Source organism: Sphingobacterium sp. MAE, assembly GCF_056711605.1.
In genome coordinates this window covers 3,909,956-3,929,174 of record NZ_CM160044.1, presented here as the reverse complement: position 1 = coordinate 3,929,174, position 19,219 = coordinate 3,909,956, and the positions used below count along the sequence as shown (strand labels likewise).

Below are 19,219 nucleotides of genomic sequence, written 5' to 3'. Positions count from 1 at the left end.
TCGGACAAACCACGCTTGCTCATTCCAAAATTCTCACTGTGTTCGCATTATTATGAGTAAAGAAAATAGACCTATAAAGATTACATTTCGTGTTTCTAAAGCAGAGCTTATGGAAATCGAGCGTCTATGCAAATTTGCTGGATTGAATACCTCAGATTTGATACGTATGGCTGTTCTGACGGCAAAGATTAAACCAGCAGATATACCTTTAGTAGATCAGGCTTCATTTGTTGAATTAAAACGAATAGGAAACAATTTCAATCAAATTGCACGCAGTATAAATGCGGATACCATCGAACAGGGCGTCCTCCTCGCAAATATTCAGGCTATAAAAAACAAGTTAGATATGCTTACTAATTATTTGGTCAATCATGATAGCAAAAATTAAAATCGGCAAAAACTTTATAGGTGCATTGGAATACAATACCAATAAAATAAATCACCCGGATGCCAAAGAGTGTGCTGAATTACTAGAATCAAATCTTATTTCTTTAGATACAGATTCTGTTAGAAAAGAGCTCAGTTTTTTGGAATATTTAAATCCAGGACTAGAACGGACAACGTTCCACACCAGTTTAAATTTTGGCAAGGAAGAAATAGTGTCAAATGAGAAAATGCTAGCTATTGCTAAAGAATATATGTGTGGAATGGGGTTTGGAGAAAATTTGTACGCTATAGTCCGGCACAATGATACGGATCATCCGCATTGTCACATCCTTTGTCACAGAACCAAGCTTGATGGAAAGACAGTTTCCGATAGTAACAGTTATCATAAAAGCAATGAAATTCTTAGAGATTTGGAGAGTAAATATGATTTGATGAAAGTCAACAGCATTTATGATTCAAAAAATAAAAATATCACTAAAAATGAGATTGAGTATACGCTGCGAACGGAAAATCCAACAATAAAAGCTGAGCTTGAGCTATTGGTATCCGTTTCGAAAGATAAAGCTGCCGATATAAATGATTTCGTCAATCGATTACAACAAAAGGGAATAAAAATATTCTTCAGACAAGATTTCAATAGTAATCCAACTGGTTTACTATTTCTTTATAAAGGAAAAGTGATATCTGCTTCGAAACTCAAAAAAGATTTTGTATTGCCCAGGGTTTTAGAACATTTTAAACTTACAAATCATCATAAATTACCTGAGTTTGCGAATTACATCAACGAACGTACAAATAAGGCTTTGGTGTCGCAGGGATTCAAGGACTTGTATGCAAATACCACAAGGGAGGGATCTTCTGTATTTATAAAGGCAGTTATAAATCAAGCATTAGTGCAGAATAAATCAGTAGGGTCATTTACAAGAAGTTTAGAGCAAAGTGGCATCAATTGCCTATTCAATGTCGCCAAAACCGGACGAGTGACTGGAGTGAGCTTAATCTATAATGGTAAAGCTTATAAATCAAGCGATATAGACAGAAATTTCAGTTCCAATAAAATATTTAAAAAACTAGGTTATGAGCAAGTTAGAGACAGCCAGACAATTAGCAAATCAAACGCTACAACAAGAGCGCGCTATGGAGATCAAATTCCAAATGCAAGTGTTGGAGAGGTTCGAAACATTGAAAAACAATCAGGCGGTAATCTTCAATCGAGTCAAGACGGAGAGCTCAAAAGCCGAACAGTTAATCATCCAGATTTCAAATCAACTACAGGTGCAGCAAACTCAAATAATATACCTTATAAGGAAGCAGAAACGATTGGAGAAGGGGTTGCTGATTACATTAGTGGTATCAGTAGTATGTTTAATCCTGGTTATTCTAAAGATGGACTGAATACTCAGCGCAATGATAGAAAAGCTAAAAATAAGCCATCTTTATAATATTAACATTTTTAATATTTATGTATCTTTAAAATATGGACCAAGCGAAAAAGAAACTTTTAAATCAGATTCATGAAGGGATAATAGAAAGGTACAGAAAAGCTGACGTCCCAATGATTTTCCAAACCATGGATTGTGCAAGTGATGAATGGTACGGTAAAAATTTAAATACTGGTAAAGTCTCGAAACTTAAGTTTATTCCCTCAGATATGGGGACTAAAATTGTAGCGTTATGGAGCGAGTAAAATTTTTTGTGTTTTAAATTTCAATAAATTAAGATGAGTTATTACGAAGATGAGGAAAATTACAGGTCATCTGTAAAATTTTATGGATTTTTATTTAAGGTAGCGTTTAACTTTGCCATCATAATGATTTTGTATAAGTTGTTATATATCCCTAATTATCCAGAAGAATTGAAAAGTTCAGCAGCGCTCTATATAATGCCAATAATTGGAATTATAGGTGCGTATTTTTATTTATCCTATTGGTTTGGTCGTAAGAGTAGTTTATATATTGTCGGAATAGGTGGTTTCTCTATTGGTCTGATAGCATTAACAAGTGTTCAAACGTTATTTACCCTTTACGGGCTATCTTTGCTAGTAGCTTTGGGTTATGGTGGTTATTTATTGATAAAGGTCATTATTCAAGCTTTTATCAAAAGGCATTAAGAAGGATTATAATTTTTTTAATAGATAGACTTTCGCTCATTATATCTTTCTAGATTTCTATAGTATACCAGTTTCTCCGTGTAAGTTTCAATATCGGTCCGGCCATCCGAAAGATCAAATTCACTAGCGAAATTGTAAATCATACCGATTGTTTTTTTGAATAAATAGTCTGGCAAACAATCATGTTGTTTAGCAAAAAGCTCCTCTATTGTAAATCCATTCATTCCTTCATCCTCTTCCGAAAACGATCCTAAGTTATATTCCAGTGATTGTTCGTCAGACCTTAAAAGATCAGTAATCAATAGGGAGAGAATAGTTTGGGACGATAGATTCAAACTATTCATGTGCAGAAATATTTCATAATCTAAATCAGGGTTAGTATCACCACAGGCATAATTTAATCTACTAAACAAATCTGTTGGATAAACGAATCGTTTATTTCTTTTTTCAATAGCAATCTCGTTTAACAACTGCTCGATAAAAGAAGTAGATGTTAATTCAGACGATTTGATAAAATCTGTCGCAAACAGCGCTTCGATGAATTCTTCATGGTCACCCTTGTAGCTTATTTTTGTCATATCGATTACTTTAAGAATTATTAATATTTAGTGCTTGATTTAAAGATACTTTATAATATAGTGATATTTGATTGTTATTCCCCAGATAATTGATATTAATCAAGAAATCTATTTGTTCCTAATACACCTTCAGTCGTATTATAAATCCTTTTTCTGATATATTCGTCTGCAGCAGACATTCCTTCAAATTCCTTAACGATCTTCGTTTCAGTGTCGGCTACAATTTTTGCTTTTTCCTCATTAGGTAAGTTAGAAAATTGTGGTGTTGCAAGGGTGTCGAGTTCTAGTGCAATTTCAAAAGATCTTTTAACCCCGCCTAACATCGATTTTCTAAAAACTTTACGTTGCGCTCCAGTGAGATGCTTGTCATATCTTTCGACGTTATTCGTGTATAATGATATCAATTGTTTTTGATTTGAAAAGATATCTTCTGGTGAGACTTCGGCATCTGCAGACGTTAAAATATCAACTACCTTCTTTCGATAAGCTTCCAAAGCTGGATGAGATTCTTTTATGAGATTTTTGATTGTGGGAATGTTATCGTGTGAGATAGTATCAATAATAGAAATTGTTTGTCTTATTGCGTTTGACTCTTTTTTCAATGAAGGTTTGCAACCTGTTACAAATAATAGCGTTACTGCTACTGAAAATAGTTTGAAAGAAATGAAGTTTTTATTGAGCATTTGAATATTTGTTAATTTGAGAACTAAAAAGATTTTATATAGGGTCTTATTTAAATATTGAAGTATTTTCTTTGGTATCTTCAAAAGGATCTTCGTATTCTTTTCCCTGAGGAAATATGTGTTCCATCATGTAAGTCATAAATTCCTTCATATCTTCTTCGCGTCTGAAATTTCTCATCGTTATACATTCATCACACATACACCATGGCGCTTCGTGATGACCACAAGAGAGACATTGAACAAGTTGTCTGGACTGAATTGTATTAGCTGGAATCTTGTAGTAAAGTGTATCTCCACAAGAGCATTTATTGGCTGAGATTTCGTACGGTAAATGTTTATAAAGGTTTATTCGTTTTATTTCTGCTTTAATGTCGAGTTGTAGTTTAATCTGTTCAATTGACTCTTTTCGTTGATAGAGAGCAATTGCTAATTCAATCTCTTGATCTGTTAAAATCTGTAGGACTGATTTCTTGTTCTTGAAGAAAAAACGAGGTTGTGCCATATTTCGAAAAATAAGAAAGGCGTGAAACTAAAATCGATCCGTTACAGAGGTACTGCGAAGAACCCTAACCCAGAAAGACTTAGCCCACGCCCATATAAGGCACGGGCGTAAGTCTGACTAGTTTTGGGTTATGAGAAGATTCGCAGTTTTCTGTAACCAACTAATCAGCTTACGCTGTTACGTTCAATAAATATATTGTGGTAAAGATAGCAATGTTAGGAGTTAATGAGTAATTTTAAACGATATAAAATTATGAGAAATGAATAAATATTTAATATTATTACTTGCTCTACTTTTTTCCGTTAATACATATTCGAGGAGTTTGGACAAATTATATTATAATATTGATGAAGAAAAAGTGTCATACGCATATATTCGGGTTGAGGGTAAATTCCTTTCGAAAAAGGTGAAAGTAAAAGTTGATTTAGGAGATTCTGAACCAGAATTGAATGAAGGTGATAGGTTGTCTGAAATTTTAACGAATAAAAAATCGTACGCAGCGGTACTTAATCATATGTCGGAATTAGGTTATGAATTAGTCAATACACTGGATTTGACCAGCAACTACAACGGTTCTGGGGGAACCTCAGGTATTGTATACGTCATGAAAAAAGTAGAATGACATTAAATTAATTAACTCATAATTTGTGCATGACTATTCAAATAATTAGTGATTTACATCAAGAATTTGGTGTATCGGAATTGTCTTTCGATAATGCTGATGTTGTAGCGATTGCTGGTGACATTGACTTGGGAATAAAGGGATTACATTGGATACAATCAAGGGTTAAAAAGAAGCCTGTGATTTATGTGCTTGGAAATCATGAGTATTACAAAAGCTCTTATCCTAAAATCCTAAATAAACTAAAGGCGTTGGTGAAAAACACCAATGTTCATGTATTGGAAGATTCATTTATTGATATAGAAGATGTTCGATTTCATGGCTGTACTTTATGGACAGACTTTTCAATTTTTGGCGATCCGATGGAGTATGGTATTATTTGCCAGTCTGCTATGAACGATTACAAGATGATAAAACGTGATCCCTCGTATTCTAAAATACGAACTATTGACACGTTTAAAATTCATCAAATCTCTCGTAAATGGTTGAGCGAAAGTTTAGAAATGTCTGAAAAGACTAAAAATGTTGTTATTACGCATCATGCGCCTAGTTTGCAGTCCGTTCCCAAACAATACAAAACTGATCCTGTGACAGCTGCCTATGCGTCGAACATGGAGGATTTCATCTTAAAGCATCAGCCTAATTTTTGGATTCATGGTCATATACATACCCCGACACGTTATCGTATTGGTAAAACAGAAATTATTTGTAATCCTCATGGTTATATTGATGAACCTTATAATGGTTATGACAGAGAGTTGATTCTTGAGTTGTAAAACTCATCAAAAATATATTCTAATTGAGTGTATAATTAATAATTCATTTTGTGTATTTTTAACACAAAATGTTAATATAATAACAGCTAATGAGAATCAATAGATTAAAGGTAATTCTTGCTGAAAAATGCAAAACTAATAAGTGGCTAGCAGAAAAATTGGGTAAAAGTGAAGTCACTGTTTCAAGGTGGGCTACGAATGAAATACAACCTTCAATGGAAACTTTTTTGGAAATATCGAGATTGTTGGACATAGATGTTAAAGATCTGATTAATTCAAGTAAGTAAAAAATAATATATTAATTATAAGTGAATATTTTATTAATGCTACGCAATGTGATGTAGTATTTGTGTAAAGAGATAAACAATAAAAATGACGAGTACAGTTCAAAGAGAAATATTACAAAATAAAATATGGAAAATAGCCAACGAGGTACGTGGCTCTGTAGATGGATGGGATTTTAAGCATTTCGTATTAGGAACACTTTTTTATCGATATATTAGTGAACACTTTGCAAATTATATGGAAGGTGGTGATGATAGTGTTGATTACTCAAAGTTACCAGATGATTTCATAACGCCTGAAATTAAAGCCGATGCAGTAAGAACAAAAGGCTATTTTATATATCCTAGCCAATTGTTTGTAAATATCGCTGAAAAAGCAAATACAAACGAGAACCTCAACACCGACTTAAAAGCTATTTTTGATGCAATCGAGAGTTCTGCAAACGGCTATCCTTCTGAACAAGACATCAAAGGACTGTTTGCTGATTTCGATACAACCAGTACACGTTTAGGAAATACGGTAGAAAATAAAAACAGCCGTTTAGCTGCTATTTTGAAAGGTGTGGAAGAGTTGAATTTTGGGAGTTTTGAGGACAACCAAATCGACCTTTTTGGTGATGCCTACGAATTTTTGATTAACAACTATGCCGCTAATGCAGGAAAATCTGGTGGCGAGTTTTTCACCCCGCAACACGTATCCAAGCTTATAGCACAGTTGGCAATGCATAAGCAAACTACGGTAAATAAAATATACGATCCGGCAGCAGGTTCGGGTTCTTTGTTGCTTCAAGCCAAAAAGCACTTTGACAACCATATTATCGAAGATGGTTTCTATGGGCAAGAGATTAACCATACAACCTATAACCTCGCTCGTATGAATATGTTTTTGCATAACATCAATTACGATAAGTTTGATATTGCATTGGGCAATACCTTGATTGACCCTCATTTTGGCGACGACAAGCCTTTTGATGCTATTGTGTCCAATCCACCGTATTCGGTCAATTGGATAGGTTCGGACGATCCTACCCTGATTAATGACGATCGTTTTGCACCTGCTGGTGTATTAGCTCCTAAGTCTAAAGCCGATTTTGCCTTTGTATTGCACGCACTCAGTTATCTTTCCAGTAAAGGAAGGGCAGCTATAGTATGTTTTCCTGGGATATTTTATAGAGGGGGTGCCGAACAAAAGATTAGAAAATATTTGGTAGATAACAATTTTGTAGAAACCGTTATCGCTTTACCTTCCAATTTGTTTTACGGCACCTCTATTTCGGTAAATATCCTGGTACTTTCCAAGCACAAGGGAGATACGAAAACCCAGTTTATAGATGCTACGGGAGAGGGTTTCTTTAGAAAAGTAACCAATAACAATGTGTTGGAAGACAAAAACATTGAAAAGATAATGGATCTCTTCGATAGCAAAACCGATGAAGCGCATGTAGCCGTATCTATCGACAATGCTAAAATTGCAGAAAACGACTATAACCTATCCGTAAGCTCGTATGTAGAAGCTAAGGACAATCGTAAAAAGATTGATATAGTCGAATTGAACAAGGAAGTTGCCAAAAAAGTAGAAAAAATAAATACACTACGTGCCGATATTGATAACATTATAAAAGAGATTGAAGCATGAGTTATTTAGATAAATTATTGGAAGGCGTTGTCGTGGAGTGGAAACCTTTGGGTGATGAGGTAGAAATTTCTAACATTGGGGTAGATAAGAAAATCAGCTCAAATGAAACAAAAGTAAGGCTATTAAACTTTGTTGATGTTTTTAAAAATCAATACATCTCAAATGAAACGCCAACTATGTTTGTAACCGCAAGTGAAAGAAAGATTATTGATTGTAATATAAAAGAAGGAGATGTTTTTATTACTCCTTCATCAGAACTTATTGATGAAATTGGCTTTTCTGCAATGGCAATTGAGGATTTTGATAATGCAGTATATAGCTATCATATAATGAGATTAAGGATTAATGATAGAAATGTTTTATCTCCTCCTTTTTTAAACTATCTATTTAATTCAACAGATGTTCGAAAACAAATTCGCCTAAAAGCACAAGGGATAACTCGATTTGGATTGACACAGCCAAATTGGAAATCACTCCAAATCCCCGTCCCATCACTAGAAATTCAGCAAAAAATAGTTAACGTTCTCGATAAGTTTACAGAGCTTACAGCAGAGCTTACAGCAGAGCTTACAGCACGTAAACAGCAGTATAATTATTATCGTGAAGCTTTGTTGAGTTTTGATGAGAAGGAAGTGAAGCATTTATCTATGGATGATGAGAGGATCGGAGCGTTTCAAAGAGGTAAACGTTTTGTAAAAACGGATTTAATCACTGACGGAGTTCCTACTATTCATTATGGCGAAATGTACACACACTATGGTACTTGGGCAGATGAAACAAAATCTTTTGTGAGTGAAGAGCTCGTTAAAAATAAAAACCTGCGTTTAGCCCAAAAAGGTGACGTGGTCCTCGTTGCGGCTGGTGAAACAATCGAAGATATTGGAAAAGGGACAGCTTGGTTGGGCGATGAAGGTGTGGTTATTCATGATGCCTGTTTTTCATATAAAACTGTTTTAAATCCAAAGTTTGTAGCCTATTTTACACGAACCAAACAATTCCATGATCAGATTAAAAAGTATATATCTTCTGGTAAAATTTCTGCCATTAATGCAAAGGGTTTAGGCAAGACGGTAATTCCAATACCTACTCCTGAAGAACAAGAACGTGTAGTTTCCATTCTAGACAAATTTGACATCTTAACTAATTCAATAAGTGAAGGTTTACCAAAAGAAATAAAATTACGACAAAAACAGTATGAGTATTATAGGGATATGTTATTAACCTTTCCTAAAGATAATATAGAAGCATAATATGGGACAAACACTAACTGAAATAGCCCAAAGACTTAAGGATGCAACATATGTAATTAATGCTAGACCTGAAACTACTGTAGATGTAAAAGTACAACTTATTTATGCTTTTAACGGAACAGGTAAAACTCGCCTTTCTCGCGAGTTTAAAAAATTAATAACTTTAGTAGAGTTACCATTAGAAGAAGTAGATGCAAGTGAAAATACCGAAGTAAATGAATCTACAAATAATGAAGAAGGTGTAGCTGGCGATAATTTAAGTGCATTAGATCATGACGAAGTAATAGATGATTCGGAAGAAGAGAAAATTAAAGTATTGTATTATAATGCATTTACCGAAGATTTGTTTTATTGGGATAACGATACAGCGAATGATACAATTGAGCCAACTTTAAAAATTCAGCCTAATACTTTTACAAATTGGGTACTTGCTGAAGAAGGTCAAGATCAAAATATTACATCAGTTTTTCAGCATTATACTAATGATAAATTGACCCCTAATTTTAATGAAAATTTTTCAGAAATAAAATTTTCATTTGAACGAGGAAATGAAGAACATTCAGAGACTGTGAAAATTTCTAAAGGTGAAGAGAGCTGTTTTATCTGGAGTGTTTTTTATAATTTATTGGATCAAGTTATAGAAGTATTAAATGTACCTGATGCAGATGAACGTAGTACAAATAAATTTAATAATCTGGAGTATGTGTTCATTGATGATCCTGTAAGTTCATTAGATGAAAATCATTTAATAGAGTTGGCTGTTAGTTTAGCTAAACTAATAAAGTCAAACGAATCAGATATTAAGTTTATAATCACCACTCATAATCCATTGTTTTATAATGTTTTGCATAATGAATTGAAAGACGGAAAATATAAAAAATATCTTTTAAAAAAATTGGATGATGGGACATATCAAATATCTAATCAGTCTAATGATTCTCCTTTTTCATACCACTTGTTTCTAAAAAAAGAAATTGAAAATGCTATTGTTTCTGGTCAGATAAGTAAATATCACTTCAATTTCTTGAGAAATATTCTGGAAAAAACATCTACTTTTCTAGGGCGCAGTAATTGGGGAGAGTTATTGCCGGAAAGGACGGCTGGAGAAAGAGATTTATATTTATCACGTATTATAAATATTTCTAACCATTCTAAACATTCAAGTGAGGAAATATATGAACTAACGGATGAACATAAAAGAATCCTTGCATATATCATGAGAGAAACAGAGATTTTTAACCATTTTAGAAATTAGAAAAGTAATGCCACAATATAACACCATAGCAGAATCAAACAGTTTCATTGTTCTAGATAAGTATACCAAGCATTCTATGCTTAACGAAGCTCCTGTAAGCTATCAAACGGAGCATGCACTTGAAAAAGAATTTATCCAGGACCTAATTAGTCAGGGATATGAAAACCCGAAAGACCTTACTACACAGCAAGCCATGTTAGCTAATGTAAGGGTGCAATTGGAGATACTTAATGATATGGTGTTTACAGATGCGGAATGGACTCGTTTTGTAGCTGAGTATTTGGATAAACCCGGGGATGGTATCATTGATAAAACAAGAAAGTTACATGATAACTATATTTACGATTTTGTATTTGATGATGGTCACATCCAAAACATTTATTTAGTCGATAAAAAGAACATTGTTCGCAATAAAGTGCAAGTCATTTCACAATTCGAACAAAAAGGAGCGCATGCCAATCGATACGATGTAACTATCTTAGTGAATGGTTTACCACTGGTACAGGTCGAAATTAAAAAACGTGGGGTGGCTATCCGTGAGGCGTTTAACCAAGTGCATCGTTACAGCAAAGAAAGCTTCAATAGCGAAAACTCTCTTTTTAAATATTTACAGGTATTTGTTATATCGAACGGTACCGATAGCCGTTATTTTGCTAACACTATAAAACGAGATAAAAACAGTTTCGACTTTACCATGAATTGGGCAAAAGCGGATAATTCTTTGATTAAAGATCTGAAAGATTTTACAGCAACTTTTTTTCAGAAGCACACATTGTTAAATGTATTGCTTACCTATTCAGTTTTTGATACAAGCGATACATTACTCATTATGCGTCCGTATCAAATAGCTGCAACAGAAAGGATTTTATGGAAAGTAGCAAGTTCGTATCAATCCAAAAAATGGTCTTCTACAGAAGGTGGTGGATTTATTTGGCATACTACAGGTTCGGGGAAAACCTTGACCAGCTTTAAAGCAGCAAGATTAGCCACACAGCTTGATTTTATTGATAAAGTATTCTTCGTAGTGGATCGTAAGGATTTGGACTTTCAAACGATGAAGGAATACCAAAGATTTTCTCCCGATAGTGTGAATGGTTCGGATAGCACGGCTGGATTAAAGCGGAATATTGAAAAAGAGGACAACAAGATTATAGTAACCACCATTCAGAAACTGAATAACCTGATGAAAAGCGAGGGAGATTTAGCTATTTATCAAAAGCAAGTGGTTTTCATTTTTGATGAAGCCCACCGTTCACAATTTGGCGAAGCCCAAAAAAATCTGAAGAAGAAATTTAAAAAGTTCTATCAATTTGGTTTTACAGGAACGCCTATTTTCCCGCAAAACGCTTTGGGTTCGGAGACTACAGCATGTGTTTTTGGACGTGAACTACATTCTTACGTGATTACCGATGCTATTCGGGATGAAAAAGTATTGAAATTCAAAGTAGATTATAACGATGTCCGTCCGCAATTTAAAAGTATAGAGCAAGAGCAAGACGAGCAAAAAATAAGTGCAGCAGAAAACAAAACAGCCTTATTGCACCATGCCCGTATTAAAGAAATTTCGCAATACATTTTGCAAAATTTCAGAATTAAGACCCATAGAAATCAAGGTAGCAACAAAGGATTTAATGCAATGTTTGCTGTAAGCAGTGTAGATGCCGCTAAATTGTATTATGAGGAACTCAATCGCCAGCAAAAAGAGATTGAAAAACCACTTAAAATTACAACCATCTTTTCTTTTGCTGCAAACGAAGAGCAAAATGCAGTTGGTGAAATTCCTGATGAAACCTTTGAACCAACAGCAATGGATAGTAGTGCTAAGGAGTTTTTAACCAAAGCCATCAATGATTATAACGCAATGTTCAAAACCAGTTATGGGGTTGAAAGCAAAGAATTTCAAAATTACTATCGTGATCTTGCAAAACGTGTGAAGAGCAAAGAAGTTGATCTGATTATTGTAGTAGGTATGTTCCTTACCGGGTTTGATGCACCTACGCTTAATACGCTATTTGTAGATAAGAACTTGCGCTATCATGGCTTAATGCAAGCCTTTTCGCGTACCAATCGTATTTATGATGCGACAAAAACTTTTGGCAATATCGTTACATTTAGAGATTTAGAACAAGCGACCATTGATGCCATTACTTTATTTGGTGATAAGAACACCAAAAATGTGGTGCTTGAAAAAAGCTATAAAGAGTATTTGGAGGGCTTTACAGACATTGCAACAGGCGAAGCCCGCAGAGGTTATATTGATGTTGTAAATGAGTTGAATGAAAGGTTTCCTAACCCTGATGAAATCGTTAAAGAAAAAGACAAAAAAGAATTTGCGAAGCTTTTTGGGGAATACTTGCGTGTGGAAAATATATTACAGAATTACGATGAATTTACCCATCTAAGAGCATTACAGGAAATCGATTTGAATGATGCTGATGCTGTTGATGCATTCAAAGAAGCTTATTTTGTAACAGATGAGGAAATTGATACCATGCAAACAATAGTTCTGTTGCCGGAAAGAACAGTTCAAGATTATCGTTCTACCTATAATGATATACGCGATTGGATAAGACGAGAAAAAAATGGAAAAGAAGCAGCGGAATCTACAATCGATTGGGATGATGTAGTTTTTGAAATAGACTTATTGAAATCACAAGAAATCAATCTGGATTACATTATCGAATTAATTTTTGAACACAACAAAAATACCAAAGATAAAGTTGCTTTGGTAGAAGAAATTCGTAGAGTTATCCGTGCCAGTATAGGCAATAGAGCAAAAGAGACCTTAGTTGTTGACTTTATTAACGAAACAAATCTTGATACGATTCAAGATAAAGCAGGTATAATAGATGCCTTTTTTGAATATGCACAGGCAAAACAAAAAATAGAGGCGTCAGAATTAATTACAGATGAAAATCTAAACGAGGACGCGACAAAGAGATACATAACTGCATCGTTAAAACGTGAATTTGCCAGTGAAAATGGTACTGAGCTGAATGCTATTTTACCTAAAATGAGTCCGTTAAATCCACAATATTTAACCAAGAAACAAAACGTTTTTCAAAAAATTAGTGCCTTTGTAGAGAAGTTTAAGGGAGTGGGAGGGACTCTTTAGGTCTTGATAATTTTAAAATTGAAGAATTTAAATAATATAATTTATGAGCCGTTATTCTTACATCATAATTTTATCAGTTGTTATTATATTTTCATCATGTTTTAGAAAAACAGCATTGGAACTAGCCAAAGTTGAATTTGAACAAGGAGACCATGCTAAAGTTTTAGAATTAATAGCTTCAGACACTTCGTTTGATGCTAAACTATTAAAGGCAAATAGTTATTTACAAACTAAAAACTATGAGAGTACCGTCCAATTGTTGAAGAGTTTGAATCAAAAGCAAGATACAGTAAATGTTTTATTGATTGAAGGACTATATAAATTGCGTTTGTATAATGATTGTTTAAAAGCTATTAATATACTAAACGAAAAAAGACAAAATAATTTCTTTGTTTTAGATAAGTTAACAAGGATATATCATAATATGGATGATTATAACAAGCTCTTACTGATCAGTAATCAAGGCCTAAAGTTATTTCCGGATTCATCCATTTTTCGTTTAGGGAAGTAGTTGCATAAAACTGAATAAAAGTAGATATTAGTAAAATAATATAAAACCTTGAAGATTAAATATTTTCAAGGTTTTTTGTTTGTATTTGGTTATATTTGATTAGACCGATTTTTACAGGAGTTGTACGTGGATAGTATTTTTTGTACGTCTCACGTACACCACGTACAAACTTTAAATTACTATTATGACATCTTACAGAGTTACGCTTCGCGAGCAAAAGAACAAATCAGGAAGGAATAGTTTATACTTAGATATCTATCCCGCAATTTATGATGACATCACATAAGGTAAAAACAAGTGAAGGTTATTGTTAATCTTAATATCAGGGAATATATCCTTTATCAAACTAACTGAACTTCCATCTTCGTACATCGTTAAAATCTGATTTACTATAGACTCATCAACTGTCTGTAAAGGGGAACTCTTGGAATTGTAATAAAATCTTTCCTGTGCCATTTTAAGTTTATTTGGAGAAATAAAGAAAGGCGCGAAACTAAGATCATATCCTTATCAGAGGCTTGCGACGGCCTTACAACCAGATAGACATAGCTCGCGCCCCAATATCAGGCACGAGCGTAGTCTATCGTTAAAATGGTTGTAATCTGAAGGTCGCAATTTCTGATAAACCATAACGATAGCTTACGCTGTTTCGTTTAAAAAATTATTAGTGTAAAGATAAGTAAAATTGAAGGATATTATCGTTAAAATTCGCTCTTTAATTACCTTAAATATGGTTCATTACAATTTCTAAAGCGGTTATTTTCTCATATCTTTTTTTGCAGCCCGATGATAGTATTGCTTTCCATCTTTTGCGCCGTCCCAAACGTTCGTAACACCTTGGATTTTGATTGGAGCTTCTTTCTCCACGCTAATTAATCTTTTACATATTTTTCTAAATTTTCGATTCCATAGTCGTTTATCCTGTTTCTCAGATATGGCTGTAGTAATTCCGAATATTTTAGTTTTTCTTACTGATCTTGACATCGAACCGTGTATTTTATAGTTTGAATATAACAAAGTTGATCAATAACAAGTATATTGTTTCATAAATTTGTTTTATGAAAATACAGTATTGTTCAGATTTGCATTTAGAATTTCCAGAAAATAAAAGGTTTCTTGAAGAATTTCCTTTACTTCCAGTTGGTGATATTTTAATATTAGCTGGTGATATAGTTCCGTTTAAAAATATGGATCTTGCCAAGGACTTTTTAAAATTTTGTTCCGAAAATTTTCAAGAAACATATTGGATAGCTGGAAACCATGAATTTTACCACATTGCTTTAGATGGTAGAACTTCAGAGTTTAAAGAAGAAATAATTAAAAATGTTTTTTTGGTAAACAATTATACGCTTGAAAGGGAAGGTGTGAAAATTATTTTTTCTACATTATGGACGAAGATCTCTCAAGAAATGTCTTTTTTTATCAAGAAAGGATTGTATGATTATAAGGTAATAAGAGATGGAAATCAGTTCTTCTCTGTAGATCGGTGCAATGAACTTTTTGAAGAAAATCTAAATTATATTAAATCAGCAGTTTCATCTGATGATGAAAAACAAAATATAGTCGTTACGCATCATGTTCCGACCTATATTAATTATCCTCAAGAGTATTTAAACAGTAATATAAGTGAAGCTTTTGCTACGGATTTAAATGATTTTATAGAGTCGGCGAAGATTCATAGTTGGATTTATGGCCATCATCATCGTAATGTTCCTGATTTTAAAGTGGGAGGTTCAAATATGTTGACCAATCAACTGGGATATGTAAAATATGGAGAGAATAGGAGATTTAGATGGGATGCTTTGGTTGAAATATGAGTAAAAAGTTTGGTTATTTGGAATTGTCTTTTGACGCGGCTAATGTTGTTGTTTTTCCTAGTGCTTTTACTTTGTAAGTAATCTATTGTGCACAAATTTTAAATTGTAATCAAATTTGATTACATTTGATTATGGAAAAGAGATTAGAACGTTTTAAAGGTATACATCCAGGTCTGATACTAGAACGAGAACTTAATAAGCGTGCGATTAAGCCAAGTCCCTTTGCATTGTCTGTTGATACTCATAGACAGATTTTTAACGCCATTCTTAAAGGGAAACGAGGTATTCCAATTCCTTTGTCTTTAAAAGTTGATCAAGCTTTAGGATTAGAAGAGGGGACTTTTGCGATGTTACAAACTTTTTATGATATCCAAAAGGTTAAAGAAAACGAGCTGAGTAAAATTCATCCTGATTTGGGTATTATTCGAAAAATACTTTTTTGGGATACGGATATTCATAAAATTGATTGGAAAAAGCAGTATAATGCTGTTATTCAGCGTGTTTTTGAAAGAGGTAATGACGAAGAAAAGAAAGAGATAGAACGTTTTTACGGTTTGGATAGAATTCAAGAGGTTTTAGCTTCAAATAAAACTGAACCAATGTCACTGCATTAACAATAAGATATTTATATGCTTTATTACAACACAGTTAATGAACTGCTTAAGAGTACACTTATTAGATTAATGCAATTAGATGTTTTTTCCTCTTTTCGATTAGTCGGAGGGACAGCCTTAAGTTTGCATTTAGGTCATCGTGAGTCTATAGATATTGATCTTTTTTCGGATGTAGACTATGGAACTTTAGATTTTGAGACTATTGATATTTATTTAAAAAATTCTTTTTCTTATGTAGATTACCTGTCAAATGTAGCTCCAGCTATGGGGAAATCTTATACGATTGGGACAGATGCTGAAAATACAGTAAAACTAGATGTATTCTATACGGATTCTTTTATTAAAGATATGGTTGTAGAAGATGAAATTCGCTTAGCATCTATTGAAGAAATTATAGCAATGAAAATTGATGTGGTACAGCGCGGTGGGCGTAAAAAGGACTTTTGGGACTTGCACGAATTGTTAGGAAAGTATTCTATAATGCATATGCTGGAATTACATGAACATCGCTACCCTTACACGCATGATCGTAATTTAATTATATCAAATCTTGTCAATGTTGAAATTGCGGATAATGATTTTGACCCAATATGTTTTAAAGGCAAATACTGGGAATTTATCAAAGCTGATTTTGAAGATATTATAGCTAGTTTATAGTTATGAAAATACAGGATGGCTTGAATTATAAATTTTAAAACGCCATTTAGTAATTCTACAGCTTGGCAAACTGCAAACTAATAAAAAATCATTTTTGCATATCCAATATTAAAAATATTCCTGTTATTTTAACGGTTTGATTATTAATAGATAAAGACAAGTATTATTGATTAATGATCGATATCTGCGGATTCCCGTAATTCTTATTTATTGGTTTGTTTTACTTTTATTCATTAATATTTAGTAATATTTATTAATTAAAGATATCTTTAAGGAGTATTAAACCATACACCTATTAATGAAATTTAACGAAGATTCTAGAGTCAAAATACCAGCCTTATTGCATTTATTGCGATTAGGTTATCGATATATTCCTATTTCCAAACAGGATCGTATAGAAGAGAATAATATATTCCCTGCTATCTTCATTCCTAAAATTGCTACTTTAAATAATATTTCGGAACAGGAGGCTGAACGTGTTTTAGAGGAAATCAATCTGGAGCTTGATTATGAGGATTTAGGAAAGAAATTTTATGAACGTCTGACAGCTACTTCAGGTGTTAAACTCATCGATTTTGATCATTTTGATAACAATGATTTTCATGTTACAACAGAATTGAGCTGTATAGCTGGAGATGAAGAATTTCGTCCTGATATTACTGTATTGATTAATGGTATGCCTTTGGCTTATCATACTACCCAAATACTGGACAACTGCATAAATGTTTAAATTAGCAGTATAAAATGAAAAAAGAACGCAGGAAATTCAGTGCCAGCTTTAAGGCGAAGGTAGCCATAGAAGCTATCAAGGAACAGCAGACCATTCAGGAACTAGCCGTTAAATACGAGTTGCACCCGACCCAGATCAACACCTGGAAGCGGGAATTTCTGGATAATGCTGAATCGGTTTTTACGACAGAAAAAAGCCCGATAAAAGATGACTCCAAAGAGAAAGAGCTTTATTCCAAGACCGGGGAACTACAGATACAGGTTGATTTCTTAAAAAAAGTATTGGGCAAATGAGTCTTGACGAGAAACGCGGGCTTGTTTGCCCTTCCTATAAGAAAATGAGCGTTTACAGGCAGTGCAAAGTTATTGAGTTACCCCGGAGCAGTTATTATTTTAAACCCAAGGGAGAATCTCTGTTCAACCTGCAGGTTATGAATGCCATAGACCGTAAGTTTCTGGACTGTCCCTTTTACGGGGTAGAGCGCATGACGGACTATTTGAGGCAGGATCTGGGCTATTTCGTTGGGCAGAAGCGGGTTCGTAGGCTGTATAAGCTCATGAACCTGAAAACCATACATCCTAAAAAGAATCTGAGCAAAGCAAACATGGCAGACTATAAATTTCCTTACCTGCTTAGGAACCTTAAAATCGAAAGGCCTGCTCAGGTATGGCAGGCGGATATCACTTACATCCCCATGTTTAAAGGTTTCATGTATATGTTTGCTATCATCGATGTATATAGCCGAAAGATAATGGGCTGGGACGTATCCAATACAATGAATGCTGAATGGTGCAGGGATGTACTGGTAGATACGATCCAAAGGCATGGTAAGCCCGAGATATTCAATACCGATCAGGGGTCTCAGTTTACATCTGAAGTTTTTGTGAAAGCCTTGCAGAAAAATGAGGTAAAGATATCAATGGACGGCAAGGGTAGGGCGCTGGACAATATCTACATTGAAAGGTTCTGGGGATCGCTAAAAAGAGAGAAGATCTATCTCAATCCACCCAATGGTGGGGTTGACTTGTACAAACAGGTGAAGGATTATGTGCACTTCTACAACACCGAGAGAAGGCACAAGTCATTAGGACGAATAACACCAGATGAAAAGTTCTATCAGGAAATTAAAAATGTATCGTAATTATATCTTAGTTTAGTAAAAAGTTGTCCAGCAAACAGGGAGTATCATAAACAACGAAGGTTGATTTAGTGTTAGGTGATGAATGTTATTCATTAGCTAATCATGGAGCTAATGATGTAGGTCGATATAGCTTTAGAAAAGATATCTATCGAATAGAAAATGTTGATCTTAAACTGATGGGATTCGAAGATTATACTAAAAAGGGTTTTGTATTTATCTTGACAAATGATAGGAAGTATTATTTAAATGATGTAAGTGCTAAAAATTCCTTAGATGCGCATTTTTCATTCCATCATGGAGCGGTTTTGTCAAAAGATTATATAGGATGGAATCTTGATAAAGTATCAAAAGATAAGTATTATTTTGGTTCGCAAGACACGATAGATGCTAATAAAAAGAAGCATTGGACGCTAGGTAAAGAATATGTCTATCAATTAGGTCTAAAGTCTGACTATTTAATTCAATGGACCGATTATTCAACTTTTGCTTTGGATAAAGGAAAAGTTGTAGATTTTAAGTATTGTTTGATTGAGATTAATGGGGAATAATAA

General features: G+C 33.8%; 23 protein-coding genes. 19 read left to right on the top strand and 4 right to left on the bottom strand.

Annotation, left to right across the window (positions count from 1 at the left end):
* Positions 1-52: 52 nt before the first annotated feature.
* The 4 genes from AC06G9_RS16800 to AC06G9_RS16785 are packed head-to-tail and all read left to right on the top strand — an operon-like array spanning position 53 to position 2,497.
* Positions 53-388, top strand: coding sequence for a plasmid mobilization protein (locus AC06G9_RS16800; RefSeq protein WP_480956819.1), 336 nt, complete (start codon positions 53-55; stop codon positions 386-388).
* Positions 372-1,829 (top strand): relaxase/mobilization nuclease domain-containing protein, encoded by a 1,458-nt coding sequence (locus AC06G9_RS16795; RefSeq protein WP_480956818.1) that lies wholly within the window; start codon positions 372-374, stop codon positions 1,827-1,829. Before AC06G9_RS16800 ends, AC06G9_RS16795 begins: the two co-directional genes overlap by 17 nt.
* A gap of 35 nt (positions 1,830-1,864) precedes the next feature.
* Positions 1,865-2,074, top strand: coding sequence for a hypothetical protein (locus tag AC06G9_RS16790; protein WP_480956817.1), 210 nt, complete (start codon positions 1,865-1,867; stop codon positions 2,072-2,074).
* A 33-nt stretch (positions 2,075-2,107) separates the two neighbouring features.
* Positions 2,108-2,497, top strand: coding sequence for a hypothetical protein (locus AC06G9_RS16785; RefSeq protein WP_480956816.1), 390 nt, complete (start codon positions 2,108-2,110; stop codon positions 2,495-2,497).
* Between the two features lie 17 nt (positions 2,498-2,514).
* On the opposite strand, the gene AC06G9_RS16780 is transcribed toward AC06G9_RS16785, so the two are convergent.
* The 3 genes from AC06G9_RS16780 to AC06G9_RS16770 all read right to left on the bottom strand — a co-directional run bounded on the left by AC06G9_RS16780 (position 2,515) and on the right by AC06G9_RS16770 (position 4,260).
* Complete coding sequence (locus AC06G9_RS16780) at positions 2,515-3,075, bottom strand: hypothetical protein (RefSeq protein ID WP_480956815.1); 561 nt, start codon at positions 3,073-3,075, stop codon at positions 2,515-2,517.
* Between the two features lie 95 nt (positions 3,076-3,170).
* Positions 3,171-3,758 carry a hypothetical protein gene (locus AC06G9_RS16775; protein ID WP_480956814.1) on the bottom strand — a complete coding sequence of 196 codons (588 nt, stop codon included), beginning with the start codon at positions 3,756-3,758 and terminating at the stop codon, positions 3,171-3,173.
* 46 nt (positions 3,759-3,804) lie between these two features.
* Positions 3,805-4,260, bottom strand: coding sequence for a hypothetical protein (locus AC06G9_RS16770; RefSeq protein WP_480956813.1), 456 nt, complete (start codon positions 4,258-4,260; stop codon positions 3,805-3,807).
* A 259-nt stretch (positions 4,261-4,519) separates the two neighbouring features.
* Between AC06G9_RS16770 and AC06G9_RS16765 the strand changes: the two genes are divergently transcribed.
* The 8 genes from AC06G9_RS16765 to AC06G9_RS16730 all read left to right on the top strand — a co-directional run bounded on the left by AC06G9_RS16765 (position 4,520) and on the right by AC06G9_RS16730 (position 13,709).
* The gene (locus AC06G9_RS16765; protein ID WP_480956812.1) at positions 4,520-4,882 is read left to right on the top strand and encodes a hypothetical protein; all 363 of its coding nucleotides are present in this window, start codon (positions 4,520-4,522) and stop codon (positions 4,880-4,882) included.
* A 29-nt stretch (positions 4,883-4,911) separates the two neighbouring features.
* Positions 4,912-5,658 carry a metallophosphoesterase gene (locus tag AC06G9_RS16760; protein ID WP_480956811.1) on the top strand — a complete coding sequence of 249 codons (747 nt, stop codon included), beginning with the start codon at positions 4,912-4,914 and terminating at the stop codon, positions 5,656-5,658.
* Positions 5,659-5,747: 89 nt separating this feature from the next.
* Entirely contained in the window at positions 5,748-5,945 is a 198-nt protein-coding gene (locus AC06G9_RS16755) for a helix-turn-helix transcriptional regulator (RefSeq protein WP_480956810.1), read from the top strand.
* A gap of 85 nt (positions 5,946-6,030) precedes the next feature.
* Complete coding sequence (locus AC06G9_RS16750; protein WP_480956809.1) at positions 6,031-7,578, top strand: type I restriction-modification system subunit M; 1,548 nt, start codon at positions 6,031-6,033, stop codon at positions 7,576-7,578.
* Entirely contained in the window at positions 7,575-8,828 is a 1,254-nt protein-coding gene (locus tag AC06G9_RS16745) for a restriction endonuclease subunit S (protein ID WP_480956808.1), read from the top strand. Before AC06G9_RS16750 ends, AC06G9_RS16745 begins: the two co-directional genes overlap by 4 nt.
* 1 nt (position 8,829) lies before the next feature.
* Positions 8,830-10,083, top strand: coding sequence for an AAA family ATPase (locus tag AC06G9_RS16740; protein WP_480956807.1), 1,254 nt, complete (start codon positions 8,830-8,832; stop codon positions 10,081-10,083).
* 7 nt (positions 10,084-10,090) lie between these two features.
* A complete protein-coding gene (locus AC06G9_RS16735; RefSeq protein WP_480956806.1) occupies positions 10,091-13,198 on the top strand; it encodes an HsdR family type I site-specific deoxyribonuclease in 3,108 nt (1,035 codons plus the stop codon).
* Between the two features lie 43 nt (positions 13,199-13,241).
* Positions 13,242-13,709, top strand: a complete 468-nt coding sequence (locus tag AC06G9_RS16730) for a tetratricopeptide repeat protein (protein ID WP_480956805.1) — start codon at positions 13,242-13,244, stop codon at positions 13,707-13,709.
* Between the two features lie 756 nt (positions 13,710-14,465).
* Here the strand turns inward: AC06G9_RS16730 and AC06G9_RS16725 are convergent.
* Positions 14,466-14,693: a hypothetical protein gene (locus tag AC06G9_RS16725; protein ID WP_480956804.1), complete on the bottom strand. Its 228-nt coding sequence runs from the start codon at positions 14,691-14,693 to the stop codon at positions 14,466-14,468.
* A 74-nt stretch (positions 14,694-14,767) separates the two neighbouring features.
* Here AC06G9_RS16725 and AC06G9_RS16720 point away from each other — a divergent pair, with 74 nt between their 5' ends.
* The 7 genes from AC06G9_RS16720 to AC06G9_RS16690 all read left to right on the top strand — a co-directional run bounded on the left by AC06G9_RS16720 (position 14,768) and on the right by AC06G9_RS16690 (position 19,216).
* Positions 14,768-15,526 carry a metallophosphoesterase gene (locus AC06G9_RS16720; protein WP_480956803.1) on the top strand — a complete coding sequence of 253 codons (759 nt, stop codon included), beginning with the start codon at positions 14,768-14,770 and terminating at the stop codon, positions 15,524-15,526.
* Between the two features lie 131 nt (positions 15,527-15,657).
* A complete protein-coding gene (locus AC06G9_RS16715) occupies positions 15,658-16,140 on the top strand; it encodes a helix-turn-helix transcriptional regulator (RefSeq protein WP_480956802.1) in 483 nt (160 codons plus the stop codon).
* A gap of 15 nt (positions 16,141-16,155) precedes the next feature.
* Entirely contained in the window at positions 16,156-16,797 is a 642-nt protein-coding gene (locus AC06G9_RS16710; protein WP_480956801.1) for a nucleotidyl transferase AbiEii/AbiGii toxin family protein, read from the top strand.
* Positions 16,798-17,095: 298 nt separating this feature from the next.
* Positions 17,096-17,527: a type I restriction endonuclease gene (locus AC06G9_RS16705; RefSeq protein WP_480956800.1), complete on the top strand. Its 432-nt coding sequence runs from the start codon at positions 17,096-17,098 to the stop codon at positions 17,525-17,527.
* A gap of 14 nt (positions 17,528-17,541) precedes the next feature.
* A complete protein-coding gene (locus tag AC06G9_RS16700) occupies positions 17,542-17,820 on the top strand; it encodes a transposase (protein WP_480956799.1) in 279 nt (92 codons plus the stop codon).
* Positions 17,817-18,668: an IS3 family transposase gene (locus tag AC06G9_RS16695; RefSeq protein ID WP_480956798.1), complete on the top strand. Its 852-nt coding sequence runs from the start codon at positions 17,817-17,819 to the stop codon at positions 18,666-18,668. Before AC06G9_RS16700 ends, AC06G9_RS16695 begins: the two co-directional genes overlap by 4 nt.
* Positions 18,669-18,844: 176 nt before the next feature.
* Positions 18,845-19,216: a hypothetical protein gene (locus tag AC06G9_RS16690; RefSeq protein ID WP_480956797.1), complete on the top strand. Its 372-nt coding sequence runs from the start codon at positions 18,845-18,847 to the stop codon at positions 19,214-19,216.
* Positions 19,217-19,219 lie beyond the last annotated feature (3 nt).